General features: G+C 57.9%; 26 protein-coding genes. 22 read left to right on the top strand and 4 right to left on the bottom strand.

Annotation, left to right across the window (positions count from 1 at the left end; genetic code table 11):
* The first annotated feature begins 270 nt into the window (after positions 1-270).
* Entirely contained in the window at positions 271-1,521 is a 1,251-nt protein-coding gene (gene codB, locus ETEE_RS06520) for a cytosine permease (protein WP_034163854.1), read from the top strand.
* Positions 1,511-2,794: a cytosine deaminase gene (locus ETEE_RS06515; protein ID WP_034163853.1), complete on the top strand. Its 1,284-nt coding sequence runs from the start codon at positions 1,511-1,513 to the stop codon at positions 2,792-2,794. The genes codB and ETEE_RS06515 overlap by 11 nt, the downstream gene beginning before the upstream one ends.
* Positions 2,795-2,857: 63 nt before the next feature.
* Here the strand turns inward: ETEE_RS06515 and tsgA are convergent, their stop codons facing one another.
* On the bottom strand, positions 2,858-4,042 hold the full coding sequence (tsgA, locus tag ETEE_RS06510) for an MFS transporter TsgA (RefSeq protein ID WP_034163852.1): 1,185 nt from the start codon (positions 4,040-4,042) through the stop codon (positions 2,858-2,860).
* 459 nt (positions 4,043-4,501) lie between these two features.
* On the opposite strand from tsgA, the gene ppiA reads away from it, so the two are divergent.
* On the top strand, positions 4,502-5,068 hold the full coding sequence (gene ppiA, locus ETEE_RS06505) for a peptidylprolyl isomerase A (protein WP_034163851.1): 567 nt from the start codon (positions 4,502-4,504) through the stop codon (positions 5,066-5,068).
* A gap of 55 nt (positions 5,069-5,123) precedes the next feature.
* On the opposite strand, the gene ETEE_RS06500 is transcribed toward ppiA, so the two are convergent.
* Entirely contained in the window at positions 5,124-5,699 is a 576-nt protein-coding gene (locus tag ETEE_RS06500) for an aminodeoxychorismate synthase component II (RefSeq protein WP_034163850.1), read from the bottom strand.
* A gap of 3 nt (positions 5,700-5,702) precedes the next feature.
* On the opposite strand from ETEE_RS06500, the gene ETEE_RS21225 reads away from it, so the two are divergent.
* Together ETEE_RS21225 and ETEE_RS06495 are read left to right on the top strand one after the other, a co-directional pair.
* The gene (locus ETEE_RS21225) at positions 5,703-5,933 is read left to right on the top strand and encodes a hypothetical protein (RefSeq protein WP_144242804.1); all 231 of its coding nucleotides are present in this window, start codon (positions 5,703-5,705) and stop codon (positions 5,931-5,933) included.
* Entirely contained in the window at positions 5,896-7,110 is a 1,215-nt protein-coding gene (locus ETEE_RS06495) for an aspartate aminotransferase family protein (RefSeq protein WP_034163849.1), read from the top strand. Before ETEE_RS21225 ends, ETEE_RS06495 begins: the two co-directional genes overlap by 38 nt.
* Before the next feature lie 7 nt (positions 7,111-7,117).
* On the opposite strand, the gene ETEE_RS06490 is transcribed toward ETEE_RS06495, so the two are convergent.
* On the bottom strand, positions 7,118-9,046 hold the full coding sequence (locus ETEE_RS06490; protein ID WP_034163848.1) for an ABC transporter ATP-binding protein: 1,929 nt from the start codon (positions 9,044-9,046) through the stop codon (positions 7,118-7,120).
* A gap of 159 nt (positions 9,047-9,205) precedes the next feature.
* On the opposite strand from ETEE_RS06490, the gene kefG reads away from it, so the two are divergent.
* From kefG to slyD, 4 genes are all read left to right on the top strand, one after another.
* Complete coding sequence (gene kefG, locus ETEE_RS06485; protein WP_034163846.1) at positions 9,206-9,766, top strand: glutathione-regulated potassium-efflux system ancillary protein KefG; 561 nt, start codon at positions 9,206-9,208, stop codon at positions 9,764-9,766.
* Positions 9,756-11,582, top strand: coding sequence for a glutathione-regulated potassium-efflux system protein KefB (kefB, locus tag ETEE_RS06480; RefSeq protein WP_034163844.1), 1,827 nt, complete (start codon positions 9,756-9,758; stop codon positions 11,580-11,582). The genes kefG and kefB overlap by 11 nt, the downstream gene beginning before the upstream one ends.
* Positions 11,579-11,761, top strand: coding sequence for a YheV family putative zinc ribbon protein (locus ETEE_RS06475; protein WP_034163842.1), 183 nt, complete (start codon positions 11,579-11,581; stop codon positions 11,759-11,761). Before kefB ends, ETEE_RS06475 begins: the two co-directional genes overlap by 4 nt.
* Positions 11,762-11,869: 108 nt before the next feature.
* Entirely contained in the window at positions 11,870-12,526 is a 657-nt protein-coding gene (gene slyD, locus ETEE_RS06470; protein ID WP_034163841.1) for a peptidylprolyl isomerase, read from the top strand.
* Between the two features lie 70 nt (positions 12,527-12,596).
* Here the strand turns inward: slyD and ETEE_RS06465 are convergent, their stop codons facing one another.
* On the bottom strand, positions 12,597-12,830 hold the full coding sequence (locus ETEE_RS06465) for a SlyX family protein (protein ID WP_034163839.1): 234 nt from the start codon (positions 12,828-12,830) through the stop codon (positions 12,597-12,599).
* Positions 12,831-13,106: 276 nt separating this feature from the next.
* Between ETEE_RS06465 and fkpA the strand changes: the two genes are divergently transcribed.
* The 13 genes from fkpA (at position 13,107) to rplW (ending at position 22,671) form a co-directional block, all read left to right on the top strand.
* Positions 13,107-13,925 carry an FKBP-type peptidyl-prolyl cis-trans isomerase gene (gene fkpA, locus ETEE_RS06460; protein WP_034163838.1) on the top strand — a complete coding sequence of 273 codons (819 nt, stop codon included), beginning with the start codon at positions 13,107-13,109 and terminating at the stop codon, positions 13,923-13,925.
* A gap of 209 nt (positions 13,926-14,134) precedes the next feature.
* Positions 14,135-14,851 carry a helix-turn-helix transcriptional regulator gene (locus ETEE_RS06455; RefSeq protein WP_012850038.1) on the top strand — a complete coding sequence of 239 codons (717 nt, stop codon included), beginning with the start codon at positions 14,135-14,137 and terminating at the stop codon, positions 14,849-14,851.
* Between the two features lie 3 nt (positions 14,852-14,854).
* Entirely contained in the window at positions 14,855-15,244 is a 390-nt protein-coding gene (tusD, locus tag ETEE_RS06450) for a sulfurtransferase complex subunit TusD (RefSeq protein ID WP_034163837.1), read from the top strand.
* Positions 15,245-15,252: 8 nt separating this feature from the next.
* Positions 15,253-15,612, top strand: a complete 360-nt coding sequence (gene tusC / locus ETEE_RS06445) for a sulfurtransferase complex subunit TusC (RefSeq protein WP_034163836.1) — start codon at positions 15,253-15,255, stop codon at positions 15,610-15,612.
* 16 nt (positions 15,613-15,628) lie between these two features.
* On the top strand, positions 15,629-15,919 hold the full coding sequence (tusB, locus tag ETEE_RS06440) for a sulfurtransferase complex subunit TusB (RefSeq protein WP_034163835.1): 291 nt from the start codon (positions 15,629-15,631) through the stop codon (positions 15,917-15,919).
* Positions 15,920-16,093: 174 nt separating this feature from the next.
* Positions 16,094-16,468: a 30S ribosomal protein S12 gene (gene rpsL, locus ETEE_RS06435; protein WP_012850034.1), complete on the top strand. Its 375-nt coding sequence runs from the start codon at positions 16,094-16,096 to the stop codon at positions 16,466-16,468.
* Positions 16,469-16,564: 96 nt separating this feature from the next.
* Complete coding sequence (gene rpsG, locus ETEE_RS06430; protein WP_012850033.1) at positions 16,565-17,035, top strand: 30S ribosomal protein S7; 471 nt, start codon at positions 16,565-16,567, stop codon at positions 17,033-17,035.
* Between the two features lie 95 nt (positions 17,036-17,130).
* On the top strand, positions 17,131-19,239 hold the full coding sequence (gene fusA, locus ETEE_RS06425) for an elongation factor G (RefSeq protein ID WP_034163833.1): 2,109 nt from the start codon (positions 17,131-17,133) through the stop codon (positions 19,237-19,239).
* 68 nt (positions 19,240-19,307) lie between these two features.
* Positions 19,308-20,492 carry an elongation factor Tu gene (gene tuf / locus ETEE_RS06420; protein WP_038631315.1) on the top strand — a complete coding sequence of 395 codons (1,185 nt, stop codon included), beginning with the start codon at positions 19,308-19,310 and terminating at the stop codon, positions 20,490-20,492.
* 290 nt (positions 20,493-20,782) lie between these two features.
* Complete coding sequence (rpsJ, locus tag ETEE_RS06415) at positions 20,783-21,094, top strand: 30S ribosomal protein S10 (RefSeq protein ID WP_001181005.1); 312 nt, start codon at positions 20,783-20,785, stop codon at positions 21,092-21,094.
* 32 nt (positions 21,095-21,126) lie between these two features.
* Entirely contained in the window at positions 21,127-21,756 is a 630-nt protein-coding gene (gene rplC, locus ETEE_RS06410; RefSeq protein ID WP_015872767.1) for a 50S ribosomal protein L3, read from the top strand.
* A 10-nt stretch (positions 21,757-21,766) separates the two neighbouring features.
* Entirely contained in the window at positions 21,767-22,372 is a 606-nt protein-coding gene (rplD, locus tag ETEE_RS06405) for a 50S ribosomal protein L4 (protein ID WP_012850030.1), read from the top strand.
* A complete protein-coding gene (gene rplW / locus ETEE_RS06400; RefSeq protein ID WP_005290397.1) occupies positions 22,369-22,671 on the top strand; it encodes a 50S ribosomal protein L23 in 303 nt (100 codons plus the stop codon). The genes rplD and rplW overlap by 4 nt, the downstream gene beginning before the upstream one ends.
* Positions 22,672-22,683: the final 12 nt, after the last annotated feature.

Genomic DNA, 22,683 nt, shown 5'->3' with positions numbered 1-22,683 from the left:
GGGTTCCTGTTGTGGGGCGGTCATATACCGCGAGCGGGGATAGTACGCCAAGGGGCAGAGACTCTCCAGCTTGCCAGACTCGTTGCCAGCCTGCAGCGGACTTGTTTAAAGAAACGGCCACTGCGGGTTGGCGTCAGCGCCGGGGCGGGATCGCAGGGAATCCGTCCGACAGAATAAATAATCAGCAAAGAAAACGTTTGCTTTTTGGCGCGAACTCTTTAGAATGCGCCAGATTTTTTTGTCTACTGCACAGAGATTAAGGAGGATTGCGTGTCGCAGGATAACAATTTCAGTCAGGGGCCCGTCCCGCCATCGGCGCGCAAGGGGGTACTGGCATTAAGCTGTGTCATGCTGGGGCTAACCTTCTTTTCCGCCAGTATGTGGACCGGCGGCACGCTCGGCACCGGCCTTGGCTATCACGATTTTCTTCTGGCCGTATTCGTCGGTAATCTCCTCCTCGGTATCTATACCTCCACGCTTGGCTATATCGGTGCAAAAACCGGTCTGACGACGCACCTGCTAGCGCGCTTCTCCTTTGGTGTTAAAGGCTCTTGGCTGCCTTCGCTGCTGCTGGGCGGCACGCAGGTGGGATGGTTTGGCGTCGGGGTCGCCATGTTCGCGATTCCGGTCAGTAAGGCGACCGGTCTGAATACCGATCTGCTGATCGCGCTTTCCGGACTGCTGATGACCGTGACGGTGTTCTTTGGCATCTCGGCGTTGACGCTGCTGTCGGCGATCGCGGTACCGGCAATCGCGCTGCTCGGCGGCTACTCGGTGTGGTTGGCGATCGATGGTATGGGCGGGATGGATGCCCTGCGTGAGGTGGTTCCCGCGCAGCCGCTGGATTTCAATTTGGCGCTGGCACTGGTGGTCGGCTCCTTTATCAGCGCAGGCACGCTGACGGCGGACTTTGTCCGCTTTGGCCGCAGCGCCAAGGTGGCGGTGCTGGTGACGATGGTGGCGTTCTTTCTCGGTAACTCGCTGATGTTTATCTTTGGCGCGACCGGAGCCGCGGCGCTGGGGATGTCTGACATCTCCGACGTCATGATAGCTCAAGGGCTGTTGCTGCCCGCGATTGCGGTGCTGGGGCTAAATATCTGGACCACCAATGATAATGCACTGTATGCCTCCGGTCTGGGATTCGCCAATATCACCGGGTTGTCGAGCAAGACGCTGTCGGTTGCCAACGGGATCATCGGGACCCTGTGCGCGCTGTGGCTGTATAACAACTTTGTCGGCTGGCTGACCTTCCTCTCCGCCGCCATTCCGCCGGTCGGCGGGGTGATCATTGCGGATTACCTGATGAACCGGCGCCGTTACAGCAACTTTGCGGAGGCGGATAGGGTCGCGGTAAACTGGAACGCCATTGCCGCCGTCGCCCTGGGCGTCGCCGCGGGTCACGGGTTGCCGGGGATCGTTCCGCTGAACGCCGTATTGGGCGGCGCCCTGAGCTACGTGGTTCTCAGCCGCAGGGCGAGTCGTCAGAGAGAAAATAGACTGGAGATCAGCCATGCAGAATAACGTACTGCGCGCCGTGATCAATGCCCGCCTGCCCGCGCGCGACGGGTGGTGGCAAATTACCTTGGAGCATGGCCTGATCGCGGCCATTACGCCGCAGCCCGCGCTACGGGCTGCGCAGCCGGATGAGCTGGATGCACAGCAGGGGCTGGTGGTGCCGCCCTTTGTCGAACCGCATATTCATCTGGATACGACGCAGACGGCGGGGCAGCCAGCGTGGAACCAGTCGGGAACTCTGTTTGAAGGGATCGAGCGCTGGGCCGAGCGCAAGGCGCAGCTGACCCACGATGACGTGAAACAGCGTGCCTGGCAGACCCTAAAGTGGCAGATAGCGAACGGTATCCAGCACGTGCGCAGCCACGTGGACGTCTCCGATCCGTCGCTGACGGCGCTAAAGGCGATGCTGGAGGTACGCCAGGAGGCGGCGCCCTGGGTCGATCTGCAGCTGGTCGCTTTTCCACAAGAGGGGATCCTCTCCTATCCAAACGGCGAAGCCCTGCTGGAGGAGGCGCTGCGACTGGGCGCCGATGTGGTGGGGGCTATTCCGCATTTTGAGTTTACCCGCGAATATGGCGTGGAGTCGCTGCATAAGGCCTTCGCGCTGGCCGCGCGCTATGACCGCCTGATCGATGTTCACTGTGATGAAATAGACGATGAGCAGTCGCGCTTCGTGGAAACCGTGGCGGCGCTGGCGCACCGCGAAGGCATGGGGGCACGGGTGACCGCCAGCCATACCACGGCGATGCACTCTTACAACGGCGCCTATACCTCGCGGCTATTCCGGCTGCTGAAGATGTCGCAGATTAACTTTGTCGCCAATCCGTTGGTCAACATCCATCTGCAGGGGCGTTTCGACGACTATCCCAAGCGGCGCGGCATCACCCGGGTGAAGGAGATGCTGCAGGCCGGGATCAACGTCTGCTTCGGCCATGATGATGTGTTTGACCCCTGGTACCCGCTGGGCACCGCCAATATGCTGCAGGTGCTGCACATGGGGCTGCATGTCTGCCAACTGATGGGCTACGCCCAGATTGACGAGGGGCTGGCACTGATCGGTTCGCACAGCGCCAAAACGCTCGGTCTGCAGGGATATGGGGTGGCGCCGGGCTGCCGCGCCAGTCTGCTGGTGCTGCCGGCGGAGAGCGGGTTTGACGCGGTGCGCCGACAGGTGCCGGTGCGTTACTCCCTGCGTGATGGCTGCCTGATCGCGGAGACCCGTCCGGCGCAGAGCCAGATTTATCTGCGGCAGGCGGAGCGCGTCGACTTCCGCCGCTGAGTTCGGCGCGCGCAAAAAAACGGGGCCTGCATGCAGGCCCCGTTGTTATGGGTATGGCGCAGTCTACTTGGCCGCGTGACCATGCAGGCGGTGCTTGGTGACAAACCCCAGCAGGACGCACATGACAAAAACGACCAGATAGAGACCGTTGGCCGTCGCCAGCGCGGCATGGGCTCCGCTGTGAGCGACGATGGGGCCGGTGACGACGAAGGTCAGCATGGTGCCGATGGTGCCGCAGGTCAGGATAAAGTTCACCAGCTTCGGCGAGGAGACCTTGGTCTGCTGCGATCCCAGCGTAATCAGCGTGGTATAGATAGCGCTGCTGACAAAGCCCAGGCCCAGAATATACATGCTCAGCATGGCGCCCTGCTGGCTGCTGACGAACATGTACATCATAAAGGTGGAAAGGGCGGCCAATACCGTGACGATGCGCTGCAGATCGAAGAAGCGCAGCGCGACGCTGAAGAACCACATGCCGACCATATAGGCGGTCCAGAAGTTACTGACCAGCCCGCCGCTCTCTTCAATGCTCATGCCGAAGCGCTTGGCGGCATACTCCGGTACCCACTGAATAAAGCCCAGCTGACCGAGGATGTAGCAGAGCGCCGCGATCGACAGGAACAGAACGCCGATCCCCCACTTTTCCTTGCTGACCGGCTGGCTGTCGCCGACGGCCTGCTTACCCAGCTGCGGGAAGTCAGAGCACAGCGTCAGGATAAAGATGGCCAGATACAGAACGCCGATGCAGGCGTAGACCCAATACCATGCCACGTGCTGTGCCAGCAGGGTGGCGGCGATGATGGGGAACACCATCCCGGCCATGCTGAAGAAGGAGTCGGTAAACAGCAGGCGAGAGCCGCGCTGACGCCCGGTATAGATATGGGTGATCAGGAAGGTTCCGATCGACATGGTGATCCCGCTGACCACGCCCAGCACGAACATGCAGGCGGAGAAGATGGCCAGATTGTGCCCGACCATCAGACCGGCGATGGCAAGGATCATCAGGATAAAGCCAAAAATGAGCTGACGTTTGAGCGGAATGATCTCCATCAGCCAGGCGTTAAGGAAAATGGAAACCAAAATCCCGGTGTTGAGGAACGTAAAGGTATTACTCATGCTGGAGATCGGCAGATTAAAGTACTCTGCGATATTTCCCATCACCATCCCGGTGACAATCACCAATGCGCCGGTAAGCGCATAGGAGAAGAAACTGATCCATGTTAGGCGGATGCGATTGCTGTCGGTCATAGCAAGGCCTGTATCAGTATATAAGGTAAAAAGAAGCGTGTTTGTGGGAAGATCCGACAAGAAGGGTCGATTTCACCAAGCGTGCGCATCCTAACATAGCCACGCCGACGTTTTGTGATATGAATCTTCTTTTTATTGCAATGCAATAATTTTTTGCTTAAAAAATGAGATCTTTTGCGAATTTGTCTCCGGATGGTCGCCGCTTCGGCAGCGTATGGGGGGCGTCGTCTCCTCAACGCGCCCGTTTGTTGCGGGTGGCGCTCGGTGATTCGGATTGGGAGCGCTTGTCCTGTGCGTCAATTCCGCTAATGTAGGGATAGGCCGGGCGCAAAACGTGGCGTGGCGGCTCGGTAAATCTGAGTAAATGGGTGGCGATTATGCTAAGGGCTATTTAGAATCGTTACGCCATTTTGTTGTTTTTACGCTTTTGACAAAGCCCGTCAGAGAAAGGAAGTTTTCATGTTCAAAAGAATCGTCATTACCCTGGTCACCCTCTTCTCGCTGGCCGTCATGGCCCCCGCCGCGCTGGCGGCCAACACGCGGGTCATGCTGACGACCAGCGTAGGCAATATTGAGCTGGAGCTGTATAACCAGAAGGCGCCGGTAACCGTTGATAACTTTCTTGGCTACGTTAACAGCGGTTATTACAACGACACTATTTTTCACCGTGTGATCCCGGGCTTTATGATCCAGGGCGGCGGTTTTACAGGTGATATGCAGCAGAAAGCGACACAGCCGCCGATCAAGAACGAGGCGGACAACGGGCTGCGCAACCTGCGCGGTACTATCGCGATGGCGCGCACCGCGGAGAAAGATAGCGCGACCAGCCAGTTTTTTATCAACGTGGCGGACAACGCCTTTCTCGACCATGGGCAGCGTGACTTTGGCTATGCTGTCTTCGGCAAAGTGATTAAGGGGATGGATGTCGTCGACAAGATCTCCCAGGCGCGTACCGAAAACGTCGGCCCTTATCAGAATGTGCCGGCCAAGCCGATTGTGATCACCTCGGCCAGCGTTATGAAGTAAGGCCGCGCGTCTCTGCACGGTTTCACACAGCGGGCGCCGGATGGCGCCCGCTGTGTTACTGACGCAGAAAGTTGCGCAGCAGGGCGTGTCCCTGCTCGCTAAGAATGCTTTCCGGATGGAACTGAACCCCCTCCAGGGCCATGCCGGTATGACGGATCCCCATAATCTCATCGACCGCGCCATCGCGCTCGCTCCAGGCGGTCACCTCCAGGCAGTCGGGCAGGCTCTCCTTATCCAGAATCAGCGAGTGGTAGCGGGTGACCGTTAGCGGGTTATTCAGCCCCTGGAATACGCCGCGATTGCGGTGGCGGATAGCGCTGGTCTTGCCGTGCATCACCTGTCGCGCCCGGATCACCCGCGCGCCGAAAACCTGTCCCAGCGCCTGGTGCCCCAGGCAGACCCCCAATAGCGGAACGCGCCCCGCCAGATGACGGATGGCCGCAAGGGAAATACCGGCCTGATCGGGCGTACCCGGTCCGGGAGAGATCACCACGTGCGATGGACGCAGGGCATCGATCTGCGCCAGCGTCAGCGCATCGTTGCGTTTGACCATGACCTCGGCGTCGAGCTGGCAAAAGTACTGGTACAGATTGTAGGTAAAGGAGTCGTAGTTATCGATAAGCAGCAGCATGGCATGGCACTGGCGTTACGGGAAAGCGGTGATGATAAAGCATACGCCGGACAAATTCAGCCCCGCCGGGCCGGACGCGAAGGGGCTTGCACGGCGTTGACGCTAAAAATAGGGTTGCCGCCAATTGATTTATTATTCATATTTTATGATTATAAAATCACTTTAACTTGGCCGATGCAAACGGAGATGACGCGGGATGACGCAGAAAAATACAGTGGAAAGGGGCAACTTTGAAAAGGTGATGTTGCCGGTTTATGCACCCGCAGAGTTTGTGCCAGTGCGTGGCCAAGGCAGCCGGGTGTGGGATCAGCAGGGGCGCGACTATATCGACTTTGCCGGCGGTATTGCGGTGACGGCGCTGGGGCATTGCCACCCGGCACTGGTGGCCGCGTTACAGGAGCAGGGGAGCCGCCTGTGGCATACCAGCAATGTCTTTACTAATGAGCCCGCGCTGCGCCTGGCGCAGAAGCTGATCGATGCCACCTTTGCCGAGCGGGTATTTTTTGCCAACTCCGGCGCAGAGGCCAATGAGGCGGCGTTAAAGCTGGCCCGCTACCACGCCGCGACGCGTATCAGTCCTCATAAAAGCCAGATTATCGCCTTCAAGCAGGGGTTTCACGGCCGTACCCTGTTTACCGTGTCGGTGGGAGGCCAGCCCAAGTACTCGGATGGCTTCGGACCGAAGCTGGCGGATATTGTACACTTGCCGTTCAACGATCTGGCGGCGGTGGAGGCGATTATCGGTGAACAGACCTGTGCGGTGATCGTCGAGCCCGTTCAGGGCGAGGGCGGGGTATTGCCGGCCAGCGCCGCGTTTCTGCAGGGGCTGCGAACGCTGTGCGATCGCCATCGGGCGCTGCTGATTTTTGATGAGGTACAAAGCGGGATAGGACGCAGCGGTAGGCTGTTTAGTTACATGCACTACGGCGTGACGCCGGACATTCTGACCAGCGCCAAGGCACTGGGCGGCGGTTTTCCTATCAGCGCCATGCTGACCACCGAAGCGATCGCCTCAGCGATGACGGTGGGCTGCCACGGCACGACCTATGGCGGCAATCCGCTGGCCTGTGCGGTGGCGGAAGCGGCGTTCGATATCATCAGCCAGCCGCAGATCCTCGCCGGGGTGGCGACGCGCCGACAGGCCATGGTTAGCCATTTGCAGGCCCTTAACCGGCGTCACGGGACGTTTAGCGACATCCGCGGACAGGGGCTGCTGCTGGGGGCGGCCTTGTCGCCCGCCTACCGTGGACGTGCCCGAGACATTCTGCACGCGGCGGCGGAGCAGGGGGTGATGCTGCTGAACGCCGGCGCCGATACGCTGCGCTTTACGCCGTCTCTGGTGATCGAGACGGCGGAGATCGACGAGGGAATGGCCCGCCTGGGGCGAGCGCTGGGTACGCTGGCGGCCTAGGCGACGCTCAGGCGTTATCGCTCTCCGTGAAGGCGCGAGACATCGCTTCGAGCTGCTCTTGCGCATCGAGCCAGCACAGCTCCGCCTCCTCCAGACCGAGCTTGGTCTGACTTTGGCGCTGCAGAATGTCGTTCAGCTCCTCTTTATGCGCCGGATCGTACAGCGCGCCGTCGGCGAGGCGTTCCTCCAGCGTATTGAGCTGGGCGCTCAGGGTCTCCATACGCTTTTCCTGCGCGGCGATCTGCTTGCGCAGCGGCTGAGTCTGGCTGCGGAACTCGGCCTCGCGACGCTTCTGATCCTTTCTGGCCTGGGCGCTGTTGGTCGTTTGCGCGCCATCCTGATCCGCCGGCGCCTGGTTTTCCTGGCGCTGCAGATCGATCATCCAGCGCTGGTAGTCGTCCAGATCACCGGCGAACGGCTCGACCTGGCCGTCGTGCACCAGATAGAGATCGTCGGTGGTGGATCGCAGCAGATGGCGATCGTGCGAGACTACCACCAGCGCGCCCTCGAAATCGATCAGCGCTTCGGTTAGCGCCTGGCGCATGTCCAGATCCAGATGGTTGGTCGGTTCGTCGAGCAGCAGCAGGTTCGGACGCTGCCAGACGATCAGCGCCAGTACCAGGCGCGCCTTCTCGCCGCCGGAAAAGCGCGCGGTCGCCTCGCTGACTTTATCACCGTTAAAACCGAAGCCCCCTAAATAGTCGCGCAGCTGCTGTTCGCTCTCCTGCGGCGCCAGGCGGGCTAAGTGCTGCAGTGGCGATTCGTCGGCGCGAAGATACTCTAGCTGATGCTGGGCGAAGTATCCCAGACGAACGCCCTTGGCCAGCCCGACCTCCCCCTGCTGCGGCGCTAGCTCGCCGGCCAGCAGCTTGATCAGGGTGGATTTACCGGCGCCGTTACGTCCCAGCAGACCGATGCGCGAACCGGGTACCAGGTTGAGCTTAATCGAGGCGAGTACGGTGCGCTCGCCGTAGCCGGCGCTGACGTGCTCCATACGCAGCAGCGGCGTTGGTAGGCTTTCCGGCGCGCGGAAGCTGAAGTGGAACGGGTTATCGACGTGGGCCGGCGCGATGCGTTCCATACGTTCCAGCATTTTTACCCGGCTCTGCGCCTGCTTGGCCTTACTGGCCTTGGCCTTGAAGCGGTCGATATAGCTTTGCAGATGGGCGATACGCTGCTGCTGGCTCTGATACATCGCCTGCTGCTGCGCCAGTTTCCCGGCGCGCTGCAGTTCGAAAGAGGAGTAGTTTCCGCTGTATTCAAACAGCTGCTGCTGTTCGATATGTACAATTTTGTCCACGATAGGATCGAGGAAGTCACGGTCGTGTGAAATCAGGATCAGTGTGCCCGGATAGCTTTTCAGCCAGCGCTCCAGCCAGATCACCGCGTCCAGATCCAGGTGGTTGGTCGGTTCGTCGAGCAGCAGCAGATCGGAGCGGCACAGCAGCGCCTGTGCCAGGTTCAGGCGCATGCGCCAGCCGCCGGAGAAGGATTTCACCGGCTGCATGAGCTGTTCCTGGCTGAAGCCGAGGCCGTGCAGCAGACTGGAGGCTCGGGCGCGAATGGTCCAGGCGGCAATGGCGTCCAGCTTGCCGCGGATCAGCGCGATCGTGTTGCCATCGTTACGCTGGTTGGCATCATCGAGCTGCTGCTCCAGCTGGCGGAACTCGCGATCGCCGTCGAGCACATACTCCAGCGCCGGCGTTTCCAGCGCCGGCGTCTCCTGGTTAACCCAGGCCATGGCCCAGTTACCGGGCAGGGTCAGATTACCGCCGTCGGCGCTCAGCTCATTTTTCAACAGCGCCAGCAGCGTTGATTTCCCACAGCCATTTTTGCCGACCAGGCCCACCTTTTGGCCGGGGTTGATCGTTGCCGAGGCATTGTCCAGCAGCACCCGGGTGCCGCGACGAATTTGGAGCGATGAGAAAACAATCATAAAGCGTCGTCTATTGAGTGTGTGTTAAATTGGCGTTGTGGCGACGTAAATAACGCGGCGGGCTAATGGCGATGTGCGGCGTTATTCCGTCATTCAGGGTCGCATGGTAGCTGAAAAGTCCGGCAATGACGACGTTCGGACGCACGAGGAGAAGGAAGCATGGCGCACCCGCCGAAGGTGTTACTGATTTATGCTCATCCCGAGTCACCGTCATCCGTGGCCAATCAGCTGTTGCTGCAGGCCGCCCGGCGCCTGAGTAACGTGACGGTGCATGACCTGTACGCCCACTATCCAGATTTTTTTATCGATATTCATCATGAGCAGCATCTGCTGCGCAATCATCAGGTCATCGTGTTTCAACACCCCCTGTATAATTACAGTTGTCCGGCCCTGCTTAAAGAGTGGCTGGATCGCGTGTTAGCGCGCGGTTTCGCCAGCGGCGTGGGGGGGTATGCCCTGCGCGATAAGTATTGGCGCTCGGTGGTCACTACCGGCGAGCCTGAGGGGGCCTATCAGTTGGGTGGCTATAACCATTACACCATGGGCGAGGTGTTGCGTCCGTTTGAGCTGACGGCGCTGCGCTGCCATATGCGCTGGCTGGCGCCGCTGACGATCTATTGGGCGCGGCGCCAGAAGCTGGAGATGCTGCACGCCCAGGCGCATGACTATGCCACATGGTTAGCGGCGCCGCTGCCCGCCGGAGATGATGATGAATGCTGAGCCCTCCCTGCTACCGGCGGTGGTGCTGTTTTTGTTTGCCGCGGTGCTGGCGGTGCCCATCGCCCGCCGTTTGGGCATCGGTGCCGTGCTCGGCTTTCTGATCGCCGGGATCGCCATCGGTCCCTGGGGTATCGGTTTGATCCGGGATGTGGAGGAGATCCTGCACTTTTCGGAGATGGGCGTGGTCTTCCTGCTGTTTATCATCGGGCTGGAGTTGAACCCGGGCAAGCTGTGGCGTCTGCGGCGGCTGATCTTCGGCGCCGGTGCCGCCCAGTTGCTGCTGAGCGCGCTGCTGCTCGGCGGGCTGTTGGTCGCCAGCGGGTTTGCCTGGCAGGCGGCGGTCATCGGCGGGATTGGTCTGGCCATGTCGTCGACGGCCATGGCGCTGCAGCTGATGCGCGAAAAGGGGATGAACCGCAATCAGGGCGGCCGTCTCGGGTTTGCCGTGCTGCTGTTCCAGGATATCGCCGTCGTGCCGGCGCTGGCTCTGATGCCGATCTTGGCCGGGGGGGCCGATCACGCCATCAGCTGGGGACACATTGCGCTGAAGCTCGGCGCACTGGCCGGTATCTGGATCGGCGGACGGCTACTGCTGCGCCCGCTGTTTCACTATATCGCCGCCACCGGTGTGCGTGAAATTTTTACCGCTGCGGCACTGTTGGTGGTGCTCGGCTCCGCGCTCCTGATGGATATGCTGGGCTTTTCAATGGCGCTGGGGACCTTTATCGCCGGGGTGCTGTTGGCGGAGAGCGAGTTTCAGCACGAGCTTGAGATCGCCATTGAGCCCTTTAAGGGACTGCTGCTGGGGCTATTTTTTATTTCGGTCGGTATGGCGCTCAACCTGGGCGTGCTGTATGCCTACTGGGCGCAGATCCTGGCCGCGGTCGTCGCGCTGGTGGTGGTCAAAAGTGCCGTGCTGTATCTGCTGGCGCGATTGTCGCGGATACGCAGCGCGGTGCGGCTGCAGTTTGCGGCGGTGCTCAGCCAGGGGGGCGAGTTCGCCTTTGTGCTGTTTTCCGCCGCCGCCGCCCAGCACCTGCTGAGCGCCCAGCAGAGCGCGCTGCTGCTGGTGGTGGTGACGCTGTCGATGGTGACTACCCCGCTGCTGATGCAGGCGCTCGATCGCCTGCTGGCCCAGCGGTTGAACCCGGCGGAGGAGAGTGCGGAAAAACCCTATGTCGCCGATGATGAGCCACAGGTGATCCTGGTCGGTTTTGGCCGTTTCGGCCAGGTTATCGGTCGGCTGCTGATGGCCAATCAAACGCGGGTCACCGTACTGGAGCGCGACGTCAGCGTGGTCAGCATGATGCGCCGCTACGGTTACAAGGTGTATTACGGCGACGCCACCCACCTGGATCTGCTGCATGCGGCGGGCGCGGCGCGGGCAGAGGCTATCGTCATCACCTGCAACGAGCCGGAGGAGACCATGGCGGTGGTTCGCTTGTGTCAACAGCACTTTCCACGGCTGCGCATTCTGGCGCGCGCCCGCGGGCGGGTCGAGGCCCACGAGCTGCTGCAGGCCGGCGTGACGCAGTTTAGCCGGGAGACCTTTTCCAGCGCGCTGGAGCTGGGGCGTAAGAGCCTGATTGAAACCGGAATGCACCCGCATCAGGCCTACCGGGCCCAGCAGCATTTCCGCCGTTTGGATATGCGTATGCTGCGCGAACTGATGCCGCATCGGCAGGGGGAGATCGCGCAAATCTCCCGCATTCGCGAGGCGCGGCGTGAGCTGGAGGAGATCTTTCAGCGCGAGATGCTGCATGAGCAGCATCAAATGAATGGCTGGGATGATGAGTGGCCGGAGGATGAAGCGTGAAGAAGCGATTTATTGCCGGGGCGCGCTGCCCCGCCTGTCACGCCATAGATAGCCTGGCGCTGTGGCAGGCCAATGAGGATGAGCCGGTACAGGCGCAGTGTGTGCGCTGCGGCCATCGAATGACGCCATCGGCACCGGTGGGGGCGTCTGGCCGGATCATTGGCCGTTTTAAACCCTGAAGGGACAAAGCGGGTGCGGCGGCGCAGCTTTTTTTATCCTGAACCGTACAGTGGCGCGAAATTCCGCTACAATCCGCTCGGATTTAGTTTCAAACGCTAGGAGATATCATGAAAGTAGCTAAAGACCTGGTGGTCAGTCTGGCCTATCAGGTGCGTACGGAAGACGGGGTATTGGTTGATGAGTCTCCGGTGTCAGCACCGCTGGACTACCTGCACGGCCATGGCTCTCTGATTGCCGGTCTGGAAAAAGCGCTGGAAGGTCACGTCGTCGGCGATCGTTTCGACGTGCATGTTCCGGCTAATGATGCCTACGGCCAGTATGATGACAACCTGGTACAGCGTGTACCGAAGGATGTCTTCATGGGGGTTGACGAGCTGCAGGTTGGCATGCGTTTCCTGGCGGAAACCGATCAGGGCCCGGTACCGGTTGAAATCACCGAGGTGGGCGATGACTATGTCGTGGTTGACGGTAACCACATGCTGGCGGGTCAGAACCTGAACTTCAACGTCGAAGTTGTCGCCATTCGTGAAGCGACCGCTGAAGAGCTGGAGCACGGTCATGTGCATGGCGCGCACGATCATGGTGAAGGCTGCTGCGGCGGCCACGGTCACGGCGAGGGTGAGTGCTGCGGCGGTCACGGTCATAGCCACGGCGAAGGCGAATGCTGCGGCGGTCATGACCACGATCACGAGCACGCAGAAGGCGATACCTGCTGCGGCGGCCAGGGCAAAGGTAAAGGCCACGGCGGCTGCGGCTGCCACTGATGCTTTTGTGCTTGCCCCTGTAAAAAAAGCGGTCAAATGACCGCTTTTTTATTGTCTGCGCCGCGCCGCCTCAGTAGTGGGGCGGCGGCGTCTCTTCTGACGGGTGCGCCATCATTGAGGGCTGCACGGCCCTGAACTTGTCGAGCAGCAGGCGCATTTGCTCGCGGTATTTCCCGAGCTCCAGCTGCAGTGCGATCACCGTCTGGTTAAGATCCTCAATGGTGATCTCCTGAAAAGCGATCCGGCTCTCCATCTGCTCCAGACGGCGCTCCAGCTCAGTCAGTCCGTTGGACGATGATTCCATAAAAAATTCCTCTATTTTCCGATTATTACATTCTTGCTCTTTTTTGATTACGCCAGGATGGGGCGATGAGCGGGCTATGGTAGCGCGAATTGTATGGATTTGCGTAGTCGTCTACCGCTATCAGCGCGTCGCGAGAAACTTTTTTACGTAACACAGGTCTGAATTTACACTGTATGCTGGCTTATTGATTGTTTTCTGGTAAGGGCGCCAGCTATAGTAGCCCAGTACTGTTGCTCATCGTGATTTAAGGCAAGTGCCTTAATTTTGGAGAAATGGATGAAATCTTTTTTTAAAGTTACCGCGCTAGCCACGACCATGGCTCTGGCGCTGAATGCCTCGGCGTTTGCAGCGGACGCAGCCAAGGCGGATACCGCTGCTCCGGCTGCCGCCAATAGCCAGTTCAAGAATGACGATCAGCAGGCCGCTTACGCACTGGGTGCCTCTCTGGGTCGTTATATGGACAACTCACTGAAAGAGCAAGAGAAGCTGGGTATCAAGCTAGATAAAGATCAGCTGATCGCCGGGGTACAGGATGCGTTTGCCGGTAAGAGCAAGCTCAGTGATCAGCAGATCGAGCAGACGCTGCAGTCTTTCGAGAGCCGTGTGAAGAGCGCGGCCCAGGCGAAGATGGAGCAGGAAGCCAAAGAGAACGCGGAGGCGGGGCAGAAGTTCCGCGCGGCGTTTGCCAAAGAAAAAGGGGTGAAAACCACCGCTAGCGGCCTGATGTATCTGGTCCAGAAAGAGGGGACCGGGCCAGTGCCGACGGATAGCGATACCGTGGTGGTGAACTATAAGGGTTCGCTGATCAATGGTACCGAGTTCGATAACTCCTACAGCCGCGGTGAGCCGCTCTCCTTCCGTCTGGACGGGGTGATCCCGGGTTGGACCGAAGGTCTGAAACACATCAAGAAAGGCGGCAAGATCAAGCTGGTTATCCCGCCGGATCTGGCCTACGGTAAAACCGGCGTTCCGGGGATCCCGGCTAACTCTACGCTGGTCTTTGAGGTTGAGCTGCTGGACGTGAAGCCGGCGGCGAAGGCGGATGCTGCGCCGGGCGCGAAAGACGAAGCAGCTGCTGCGACCTCTGCTAAATAAATCGCGCGCTGATTAGACAAACCCCCTGAGGGCACCGCTCTCAGGGGGTTTTTGTTGCGTGCCTGCATCGCCGGCGGGTAAAAAGGCATTTACCTTGGCGCCATCAAGGATTTAAATAGAGCGTCTTTGCTAAAATTTTTTAAAAATTACGCTATTTTTTCCGGACCAGTCAGGGATGGGTGAGTCTGGTTCGACGATGGGAGTGGTTAATGTCAAATACGCTTGTTACGGCTGATATCAGTGAGCTGGATCTGTTGGATGAACGCCCTTTCACCCCGCTCGATCAGGCGATCCTTAAATCCTACGAGGCCGTGGTGGATGGCTTGGCGATGCTGATCGGCCCGCACTGTGAGATCGTTCTGCACTCGCTGGAGGATCTGAAGTGTTCGGCGGTGCGGATCGCCAACGGTGAACACACCGGGCGTAAAATTGGCTCTCCGATAACCGATCTGGCCCTGCGCATGCTGCACGATATGGCCGGGGAGGACAGCAGCGTCTCGCGCGCCTATTTTACCCGCGCCAAAAGCGGCGATCTGATGAAGTCGGTGACCATCGCCATCCGCAACCGAGAGCAGAGGGTGATCGGCTTGCTGTGTATTAACATGAATCTGGATGTGCCGTTTTCCCAGATCATGGAGACCTTTATCCCCAAAGCGACCCAGGAGGTCTCTTCGGCGGTGAACTTTGCCTCATCGGTGGATGAGCTGGTGGCCCAGACGCTGGAGTACACCATCGAAGAGGTGAACGCCGACCGGACGGTATCCAACAATGCCAAGAATCGCCAGATCGTGTTTACGCTGCATGAGAAGGGGATCTTTGATATCAAGGATGCGATCAACCAGGTGGCCGATCGCCTGAATATTTCCAAGCATACGGTCTATCTCTACATTCGCCAGTTTAAGAACGGCGACGTGCAGGGTAACTGAGCCATGCTGAGCTACTCACTGGTCGTGAATGGGCCGGCTTACGGTACGCAGGCCGCCAGCAGCGCCTATCAGTTTGCCCTCGCGCTGCTGGCGGCGGGGCATACGCTGCACAGCGTTTTCTTCTATCGCGAAGGGGTGCTCAACGCCAATCAGCTGACGCAGCCGGCGGCGGATGAGTTTGATCTGGTGCGGGCCTGGCAACAGCTCTCGCAGCAGCACGGCGTGACGCTGAATGTCTGCGTCGCCGCCGCGCTGCGCCGCGGCGTTGTATCGACAGCGGCGGCCGAACAGCGAGGGCTGACGTCGGGTAATCTGCAGCCCGGTTTTACGCTGAGCGGCCTGGGTGCGCTGGCGGAAGCGATGCTGGTGTGCGATCGCACCATGCAGTTCTAGGGGGAGAGATGAGACGGCTTGCCTTTGTTTTTACCCAGCCCCCCCATACGACGAGCGCCGGGCGAGAGGGACTGGATGCGCTGCTGGCGGCCTCCGCATTCTGCGAGGATATTGCCGTGTTCTTTATCGGCGATGCGGTCTTCCAGCTGCTGCCCGATCAGCAGCCGTCGGCTATTCTGGCGCGCGATTACGTCGCCACGTTTGGCGTGATGGCGCTGTATGATATCGAGCAGATCTACCTGTGCGCCGCGTCGTTGGCCGCGCGGGGGCTAAGCAGTGACGCCGGCTGGGTTATCCCCGCCGAGGCGCTGGCGGCCGATACGCTGCGCGCGCGTCTGGATGAGTGCGATGTCATTTTGACCTTTTAACGCTGGGGACTCCGCGATGTTACATACATTGACCCGCTCACCGCAGGGGGGCGTCGATTTCACGGCGCTGGCGGCGCTGGTGCGCCCCGGCGATGCGCTGGTTCTGCTGCAGGACGGCGTTCTGTGCGCGCTGACGGGCAGCGCAGGGTTGACGGCGCTGAGCGCTCTGCCGGTGGCGCTGCATGTGCTGCGGGAGGATGTGCTCGCGCGGGGGCTGACGGCGTATGTCGCACCCGCGTGTCAGCTGATCGGCTATAGCGAATTTGTCGCGCTGAGCGAGGCGCATCCGCGTCAGATGGCCTGGTGACGGTACAGGCCGTGTTTGTTGACAGTATCGCGCCGAATATCTTGTATATTTCTTGACACCCTTCCGACTCAGCCATAAAATTCTGCGTCCCCATATTTTGCCCTTGGTCTATCCAGTGTGCAGTATGGGGCGATTTATTACGTGTTTACGAAAAGCAAAAACCAGGAGCTTTTAATGGCAACTATCAACCAGCTGGTTCGCAAGCCACGCGCTAAGAAAGTTGAGAAAAGCAACGTTCCAGCGCTGGAAGCCTGCCCGCAGAAACGTGGCGTATGTACCCGTGTATATACCACCACTCCGAAAAAACCGAACTCCGCACTGCGTAAAGTATGCCGTGTTCGTCTGACCAACGGTTTCGAAGTGACTTCCTACATCGGTGGTGAAGGTCACAACCTGCAGGAGCACTCCGTGATCCTGATCCGTGGTGGTCGTGTTAAAGACCTGCCGGGTGTGCGTTATCACACCGTGCGCGGTGCTCTGGACTGCTCCGGTGTTAAAGACCGTAAGCAATCCCGCTCTAAGTACGGCGTTAAGCGTCCTAAGGCTTAATGGTTCTCCGTTAAGTAAGGCCAAACGTTTTAACTTTAATGTCAAAATAAACTCGTAGAGTTTTGGACAATCCTGAATTCACAACGGAGTATTTCCATGCCACGTCGTCGCGTAATTGGTCAGCGTAAAATCCTGCCGGATCCGAAGTTCGGATCAGAACTGCTGGCTAAATTTGTTAATATCCTGATGGTAGATGGTAAAAAATCTACTGCAGAATCAATCGTATACAGCGCGCTGGAGACCCTGGCTCAGCGCTCTGGCAAAACTGAACTGGAAGCTTTCGAGACCGCTCTCGAAAACGTGCGCCCGACCGTCGAAGTTAAATCTCGTCGCGTTGGTGGCTCCACCTACCAGGTTCCGGTTGAAGTTCGTCCGGTCCGTCGTAATGCCCTGGCAATGCGTTGGATCGTAGAAGCTGCTCGTAAACGCGGTGATAAATCCATGGCTCTGCGTCTGGCGAACGAACTTTCTGACGCTGCAGAAAACAAAGGTACTGCAGTTAAGAAACGTGAAGACGTTCACCGTATGGCAGAAGCCAACAAGGCGTTCGCTCACTACCGCTGGTAATATCATCGGTATGTTAGTCACCAAGCGGGCGCTTAGGCTTAAGCAGCCCGCTTTGGGTAACTTAACTTGAACGTCCTAGGATATAGAGGAATCAAATGGCTCGTACAACACCCATTTCGCGTTACCGTAACATCGGTATCAGCGCACACATCGACGCCGGTAAAACCACTACTACCGAACGTATCCTGTTCTACACCGGTGTAAACCACAAGATCGGTGAAGTTCATGATGGCGCTGCCACCATGGACTGGATGGAGCAGGAGCAGGAGCGTGGTATTACCATTACCTCCGCTGCGACCACCGCTTTCTGGTCCGGTATGGCCAAACAGTTTGAACCGCACCGTGTCAACATCATCGACACCCCGGGGCACGTTGACTTCACCATCGAAGTAGAACGTTCCATGCGTGTACTGGATGGTGCGGTAATGGTTTACTGCGCCGTTGGTGGTGTTCAGCCGCAGTCTGAAACCGTATGGCGTCAGGCAAACAAATATCAGGTTCCGCGCATCGCGTTCGTCAATAAAATGGACCGCATGGGTGCGAACTTCCTGAAAGTTGTTAACCAGATCAAAACTCGTCTGGGCGCGAACCCGGTTCCGCTGCAGCTGGCTATCGGTGCTGAAGACGGATTCACCGGTGTCGTTGACCTGGTTAAAATGAAAGCCATCAACTGGAATGAAGCCGATCAGGGCGTGACCTTCACCTATGAAGAGATCCCGGCTGATATGGCTGAGCTGGCTAACGAATGGCACCAGTTCCTGGTTGAGTCCGCCGCTGAAGCTTCTGAAGAGCTGATGGACAAATACCTGGGCGGTGAAGCGCTGTCTGAAGAAGAGATCAAAAAAGCTCTGCGTCAGCGCGTACTGAACAACGAAATCATCCTGGTTACCTGCGGCTCCGCGTTCAAGAACAAGGGCGTGCAGGCAATGCTGGATGCGGTCATCGAATACCTGCCGGCACCGACTGACGTTCCGGCGATCAAAGGTATTTTGGACGACGGTAAAGATACCCCGGCTGAGCGTCACTCTGACGACAACGAGCCGTTCGCGGCGCTGGCGTTCAAAATCGCTACCGACCCGTTTGTGGGTAACCTGACCTTCTTCCGCGTGTACTCCGGTGTGGTTAACTCCGGTGATACCGTACTGAACTCTGTGAAGTCTGCGCGTGAGCGTTTCGGCCGTATCGTTCAGATGCATGCCAACAAGCGTGAAGAAATCAAAGAAGTTCGCGCGGGCGACATCGCTGCAGCAATCGGTCTGAAGGACGTCACCACCGGTGATACCCTGTGCGACCAGAACGCACCGATCATCCTGGAGCGTATGGAATTCCCTGAGCCGGTAATCTCCATCGCCGTTGAGCCGAAAACCAAGGCTGACCAGGAGAAAATGGGCCTAGCACTGGGCCGTCTGGCCAAGGAAGACCCGTCTTTCCGCGTATGGACTGATGAAGAATCTAACCAGACCATCATCGCCGGTATGGGTGAACTGCACCTGGAAATCATCGTTGACCGTATGAAGCGCGAGTTCAACGTTGAAGCCAACGTCGGTAAACCGCAGGTTGCTTACCGTGAAACCATCCGTGACACCGTCAAGGATGTGGAAGGTAAACACGCCAAACAGTCCGGTGGTCGCGGTCAGTACGGTCATGTCGTTATCGACATGTTCCCGCTGGAGCCGGGTGGCGAAGGCTACACCTTCACCAACGACATCAAGGGCGGCGTGATTCCGGGTGAATACATCCCGGCAGTTGACAAGGGTATCCAAGAGCAGCTGAAGTCGGGTCCGATGGCCGGTTATCCGGTAGTAGATCTGGGCGTACGTCTGCACTTCGGTTCTTACCATGACGTTGACTCCTCTGAACTGGCGTTCAAACTGGCTGCTTCTCTCGCGTTTAAAGAAGCCTTCAAACGCGCTAAGCCGGTTCTGCTCGAGCCGATCATGAAGGTTGAAGTAGAAACTCCGGAAGATTACATGGGTGACGTTATCGGTGACTTGAACCGTCGTCGCGGCATGATCGAAGGTATGGAAGATACTGCGACTGGCAAGACTGTTCGTGCGCAGGTTCCGTTGTCTGAAATGTTTGGTTATGCTACTGACCTGCGTTCTCAGACCCAGGGCCGTGCTTCATACTCCATGGAGTTCCTGAAGTATGCTGAAGCACCGACTAACGTCGCTCAGGCCGTTATTGAAGCACGTGGCAAATAAGCCTCTGCTTTAACATATTGATCCCGCGCCCTCTCCTTCGGTGAGGGCGCAAGATAAGGAATATAACCGTGTCTAAAGAAAAATTTGAACGTTCTAAACCGCACGTTAACGTCGGTACTATCGGCCACGTTGACCACGGTAAAACTACCCTGACCGCTGCTATCACCACCGTTCTGGCTAAAACCTACGGCGGTAGCGCTCGCGCATTCGATCAGATCGATAACGCGCCGGAAGAAAAAGCACGTGGTATCACCATCAACACCTCTCACGTTGAATACGATACCCCGACCCGTCACTACGCTCACGTAGACTGCCCGGGGCACGCCGACTATGTTAAAAACATGATCACCGGTGCGGCTCAGATGGACGGCGCAATCCTGGTTGTTGCTGCGACTGACGGCCCGATGCCGCAGACCCGTGAGCACATCCTGCTGGGTCGCCAGGTAGGCGTTCCGTACATCATCGTGTTCCTGAACAAGTGCGACATGGTTGATGACGAAGAGCTGCTGGAGCTGGTTGAGATGGAAGTTCGTGAGCTGCTGTCTCAGTACGACTTCCCGGGCGACGATACCCCGGTAATCCGCGGTTCTGCGCTGAAAGCGCTGGAAGGCGAAGCCGAGTGGGAAGCCAAGATCATCGAACTGGCCGAGACGCTGGACTCCTACATCCCGGAACCTGAGCGTGACATCGACAAGCCGTTCCTGCTGCCGATCGAAGACGTATTCTCTATCTCTGGCCGTGGTACCGTTGTTACCGGTCGTGTAGAGCGCGGTATCATCAAGGTGGGTGACGAAGTTGAAATCGTTGGTATCAAGCCGACCACCAAAACCACCTGTACCGGCGTGGAAATGTTCCGCAAACTGCTGGACGAAGGCCGTGCCGGTGAGAACGTTGGCGTTCTGCTGCGTGGTACCAAGCGTGACGAGATCGAACGTGGTCAGGTACTGGCTAAGCCGGGCTCCATCACTCCGCACACCAAGTTCGAATCCGAAGTGTATATCCTGAGCAAGGATGAAGGCGGCCGTCATACTCCGTTCTTCAAAGGCTACCGTCCGCAGTTCTACTTCCGTACTACTGACGTAACGGGCACCATCGAACTGCCGGAAGGCGTAGAGATGGTAATGCCGGGCGACAACATCAAGATGGTTGTTACCCTGATTCACCCGATCGCCATGGACGATGGTCTGCGCTTCGCAATCCGCGAAGGCGGCCGTACCGTTGGTGCGGGCGTTGTTGCTAAAGTTATCGAGTAATCGATAGCCAGCAATAACACCAGAAAGAGGGCGCTACGGCGCCCTTTTTCACGGCGTTTTGTCGCCTGTCGCTGGTTATTTTGCATCCGGCCTTGCTTCCTGGCCAGATCTAAGTATAATGCGCGGGCTGCCTAATATTGGCAGCCTGATTTCGATCAGCGGCGGCGCGTTCCGCCAAACAATACTCCCGATATGGGGGTTATGAAATGAACGATTACACTCCCCCGTCAATCGAAATGGGTGCGAGGAGTAATTTTCTACGTTTATAAAATAATTGGAGCTCTGGTCTCATGCAGAACCAAAGAATCCGTATCCGCCTGAAAGCATTTGATCATCGTCTGATCGATCAATCAACCGCGGAAATCGTCGAGACTGCCAAGCGCACTGGTGCGCAGGTTCGTGGTCCGATCCCGCTGCCGACCCGCAAAGAGCGCTTTACCGTTCTGATCTCTCCGCACGTTAACAAAGACGCGCGCGATCAGTACGAAATCCGCACTCACAAGCGTCTGGTTGACATCGTTGAGCCAACCGAGAAAACCGTTGATGCTCTGATGCGTCTGGATCTGGCTGCCGGTGTAGACGTGCAGATCAGCCTGGGTTAATCAGGACATTGAGCGATTGAGAGGTTGAAACAATGATTGGTTTAGTCGGGAAAAAAGTGGGTATGACCCGCATCTTCACTGAAGATGGCGTTTCTATCCCTGTAACCGTTATCGAAATCGAAGCAAACCGCGTTACTCAGGTCAAAGATCTGGACAACGACGGCTACCGCGCCATCCAGGTTACCACTGGTAGCAAAAAAGCTAACCGTGTAACCAAACCGGAAGCGGGTCACTTCGCGAAAGCTGGCGTTGAAGCCGGCCGCGTTCTGCGTGAATTCCGTCTGTCTGAAGGTGAAGAGTTCACTATCGGTCAGAACATCTCCGTAGAAATCTTCGCTGACGTTAAAAAAGTAGACGTTACCGGTATCTCCAAAGGTAAAGGTTTCGCCGGCACCGTTAAGCGCTGGAACTTCCGTACCCAGGACGCTACTCACGGTAACTCCCTGTCTCACCGCGTACCGGGTTCTATCGGTCAGAACCAGACTCCGGGCAAAGTGTTCAAGGGTAAGAAAATGGCAGGTCAGCTGGGTAACGAGCGTGTAACCGTTCAGAGCCTGGACGTAGTACGTGTTGACGCTGAGCGCAACCTGCTGCTGGTTAAAGGTGCAGTCCCGGGTGCTACCGGTGGCGACCTGATCGTTAAACCAGCTGTGAAGGCGTGAGGAGATAGCAATGGAATTAGTATTGAAAGACGCGCAAAGCGCGCTGACTGTTTCCGAAACTACCTTCGGTCGTGATTTCAACGAAGCGCTGGTTCACCAGGTTGTTGTGGCTTATGCAGCCGGTGCCCGTCAGGGTACTCGTGCTCAGAAGACCCGTGCTGAAGTTACTGGCTCCGGTAAAAAACCGTGGCGCCAGAAAGGCACCGGCCGTGCGCGTTCTGGCTCTATCAAGAGCCCGATCTGGCGCTCTGGTGGCGTGACCTTCGCTGCTCGTCCGCAGGACCACAGTCAAAAAGTTAACAAAAAGATGTACCGCGGCGCGCTGAAAAGCATCCTGTCCGAACTGGTACGTCAAGATCGTCTGATCGTCGTCGAGAAGTTCTCTGTTGAAGCGCCGAAAACCAAGCTGCTGGCACAGAAACTGAAAGACATGGCGCTGGACGATGTGCTGATTGTAACCAGCGAAGTCGACGAGAACCTGTTCCTGGCCGCTCGCAACCTGTTCAAGGTTGACGTACGCGACGTAGCAGGCATCGACCCGGTTAGCCTGATCGCCTTCGACAAAGTGGTTATGACTGCTGATGCTGTTAAGCAAGTTGAGGAGATGCTGGCATGATCCGTGAAGAACGTCTGCTGAAAGTACTGCGCGCGCCGCACGTTTCTGAAAAAGCGTCTATGGCGATGGAAAAGAACAACACCATCGTTCTCAAAGTTGCTACAGATGCAACCAAAGCAGAAATCAAAGCCGCAGTTAAGAAACTGTTCGAAGTTGAAGTTGACACCGTTCGCACCCTGGTTGTTAAAGGGAAAGTGAAGCGTCACGGTCAGCGTATCGGTCGTCGTAGCGACTGGAAAAAAGCTTACGTCACCCTGAAAGAAGGCCAGAATCTGGACTTCATCGGCGGCGCAGAGTAAGTCGGAGGAGTA

It is taken from the genome of Edwardsiella anguillarum ET080813 (genome assembly GCF_000264765.2).
In the GTDB taxonomy this organism is placed as follows: Bacteria; Pseudomonadota; Gammaproteobacteria; order Enterobacterales; family Enterobacteriaceae; genus Edwardsiella; species Edwardsiella anguillarum.
This window is presented reverse-complemented; position numbering and strand designations above follow the sequence as displayed.

Excerpts from the sequence above, each read along its gene's own strand:
- ETEE_RS06515 (WP_034163853.1), top strand. The coding sequence starts at position 1,511 with ATGCAGAATAACGTACTGCGCGCCGTGATCAATGCCCGCCTGCCCGCG.
- tsgA (WP_034163852.1), bottom strand. The coding sequence starts at position 4,042 with ATGACCGACAGCAATCGCATCCGCCTAACATGGATCAGTTTCTTCTCC.
- ppiA (WP_034163851.1), top strand. The coding sequence starts at position 4,502 with ATGTTCAAAAGAATCGTCATTACCCTGGTCACCCTCTTCTCGCTGGCC.
- ETEE_RS06500 (WP_034163850.1), bottom strand. The coding sequence starts at position 5,699 with ATGCTGCTGCTTATCGATAACTACGACTCCTTTACCTACAATCTGTAC.
- ETEE_RS21225 (WP_144242804.1), top strand. The coding sequence starts at position 5,703 with ATGGCACTGGCGTTACGGGAAAGCGGTGATGATAAAGCATACGCCGGA.
- ETEE_RS06495 (WP_034163849.1), top strand. The coding sequence starts at position 5,896 with ATGACGCAGAAAAATACAGTGGAAAGGGGCAACTTTGAAAAGGTGATG.
- ETEE_RS06490 (WP_034163848.1), bottom strand. The coding sequence starts at position 9,046 with ATGATTGTTTTCTCATCGCTCCAAATTCGTCGCGGCACCCGGGTGCTG.
- kefG (WP_034163846.1), top strand. The coding sequence starts at position 9,206 with ATGGCGCACCCGCCGAAGGTGTTACTGATTTATGCTCATCCCGAGTCA.
- kefB (WP_034163844.1), top strand. The coding sequence starts at position 9,756 with ATGAATGCTGAGCCCTCCCTGCTACCGGCGGTGGTGCTGTTTTTGTTT.
- slyD (WP_034163841.1), top strand. The coding sequence starts at position 11,870 with ATGAAAGTAGCTAAAGACCTGGTGGTCAGTCTGGCCTATCAGGTGCGT.
- ETEE_RS06465 (WP_034163839.1), bottom strand. The coding sequence starts at position 12,830 with ATGGAATCATCGTCCAACGGACTGACTGAGCTGGAGCGCCGTCTGGAG.
- fkpA (WP_034163838.1), top strand. The coding sequence starts at position 13,107 with ATGAAATCTTTTTTTAAAGTTACCGCGCTAGCCACGACCATGGCTCTG.
- ETEE_RS06455 (WP_012850038.1), top strand. The coding sequence starts at position 14,135 with ATGTCAAATACGCTTGTTACGGCTGATATCAGTGAGCTGGATCTGTTG.
- tusD (WP_034163837.1), top strand. The coding sequence starts at position 14,855 with ATGCTGAGCTACTCACTGGTCGTGAATGGGCCGGCTTACGGTACGCAG.
- tusC (WP_034163836.1), top strand. The coding sequence starts at position 15,253 with ATGAGACGGCTTGCCTTTGTTTTTACCCAGCCCCCCCATACGACGAGC.
- tusB (WP_034163835.1), top strand. The coding sequence starts at position 15,629 with ATGTTACATACATTGACCCGCTCACCGCAGGGGGGCGTCGATTTCACG.
- rpsL (WP_012850034.1), top strand. The coding sequence starts at position 16,094 with ATGGCAACTATCAACCAGCTGGTTCGCAAGCCACGCGCTAAGAAAGTT.
- rpsG (WP_012850033.1), top strand. The coding sequence starts at position 16,565 with ATGCCACGTCGTCGCGTAATTGGTCAGCGTAAAATCCTGCCGGATCCG.
- fusA (WP_034163833.1), top strand. The coding sequence starts at position 17,131 with ATGGCTCGTACAACACCCATTTCGCGTTACCGTAACATCGGTATCAGC.
- rpsJ (WP_001181005.1), top strand. The coding sequence starts at position 20,783 with ATGCAGAACCAAAGAATCCGTATCCGCCTGAAAGCATTTGATCATCGT.
- rplC (WP_015872767.1), top strand. The coding sequence starts at position 21,127 with ATGATTGGTTTAGTCGGGAAAAAAGTGGGTATGACCCGCATCTTCACT.
- rplD (WP_012850030.1), top strand. The coding sequence starts at position 21,767 with ATGGAATTAGTATTGAAAGACGCGCAAAGCGCGCTGACTGTTTCCGAA.
- rplW (WP_005290397.1), top strand. The coding sequence starts at position 22,369 with ATGATCCGTGAAGAACGTCTGCTGAAAGTACTGCGCGCGCCGCACGTT.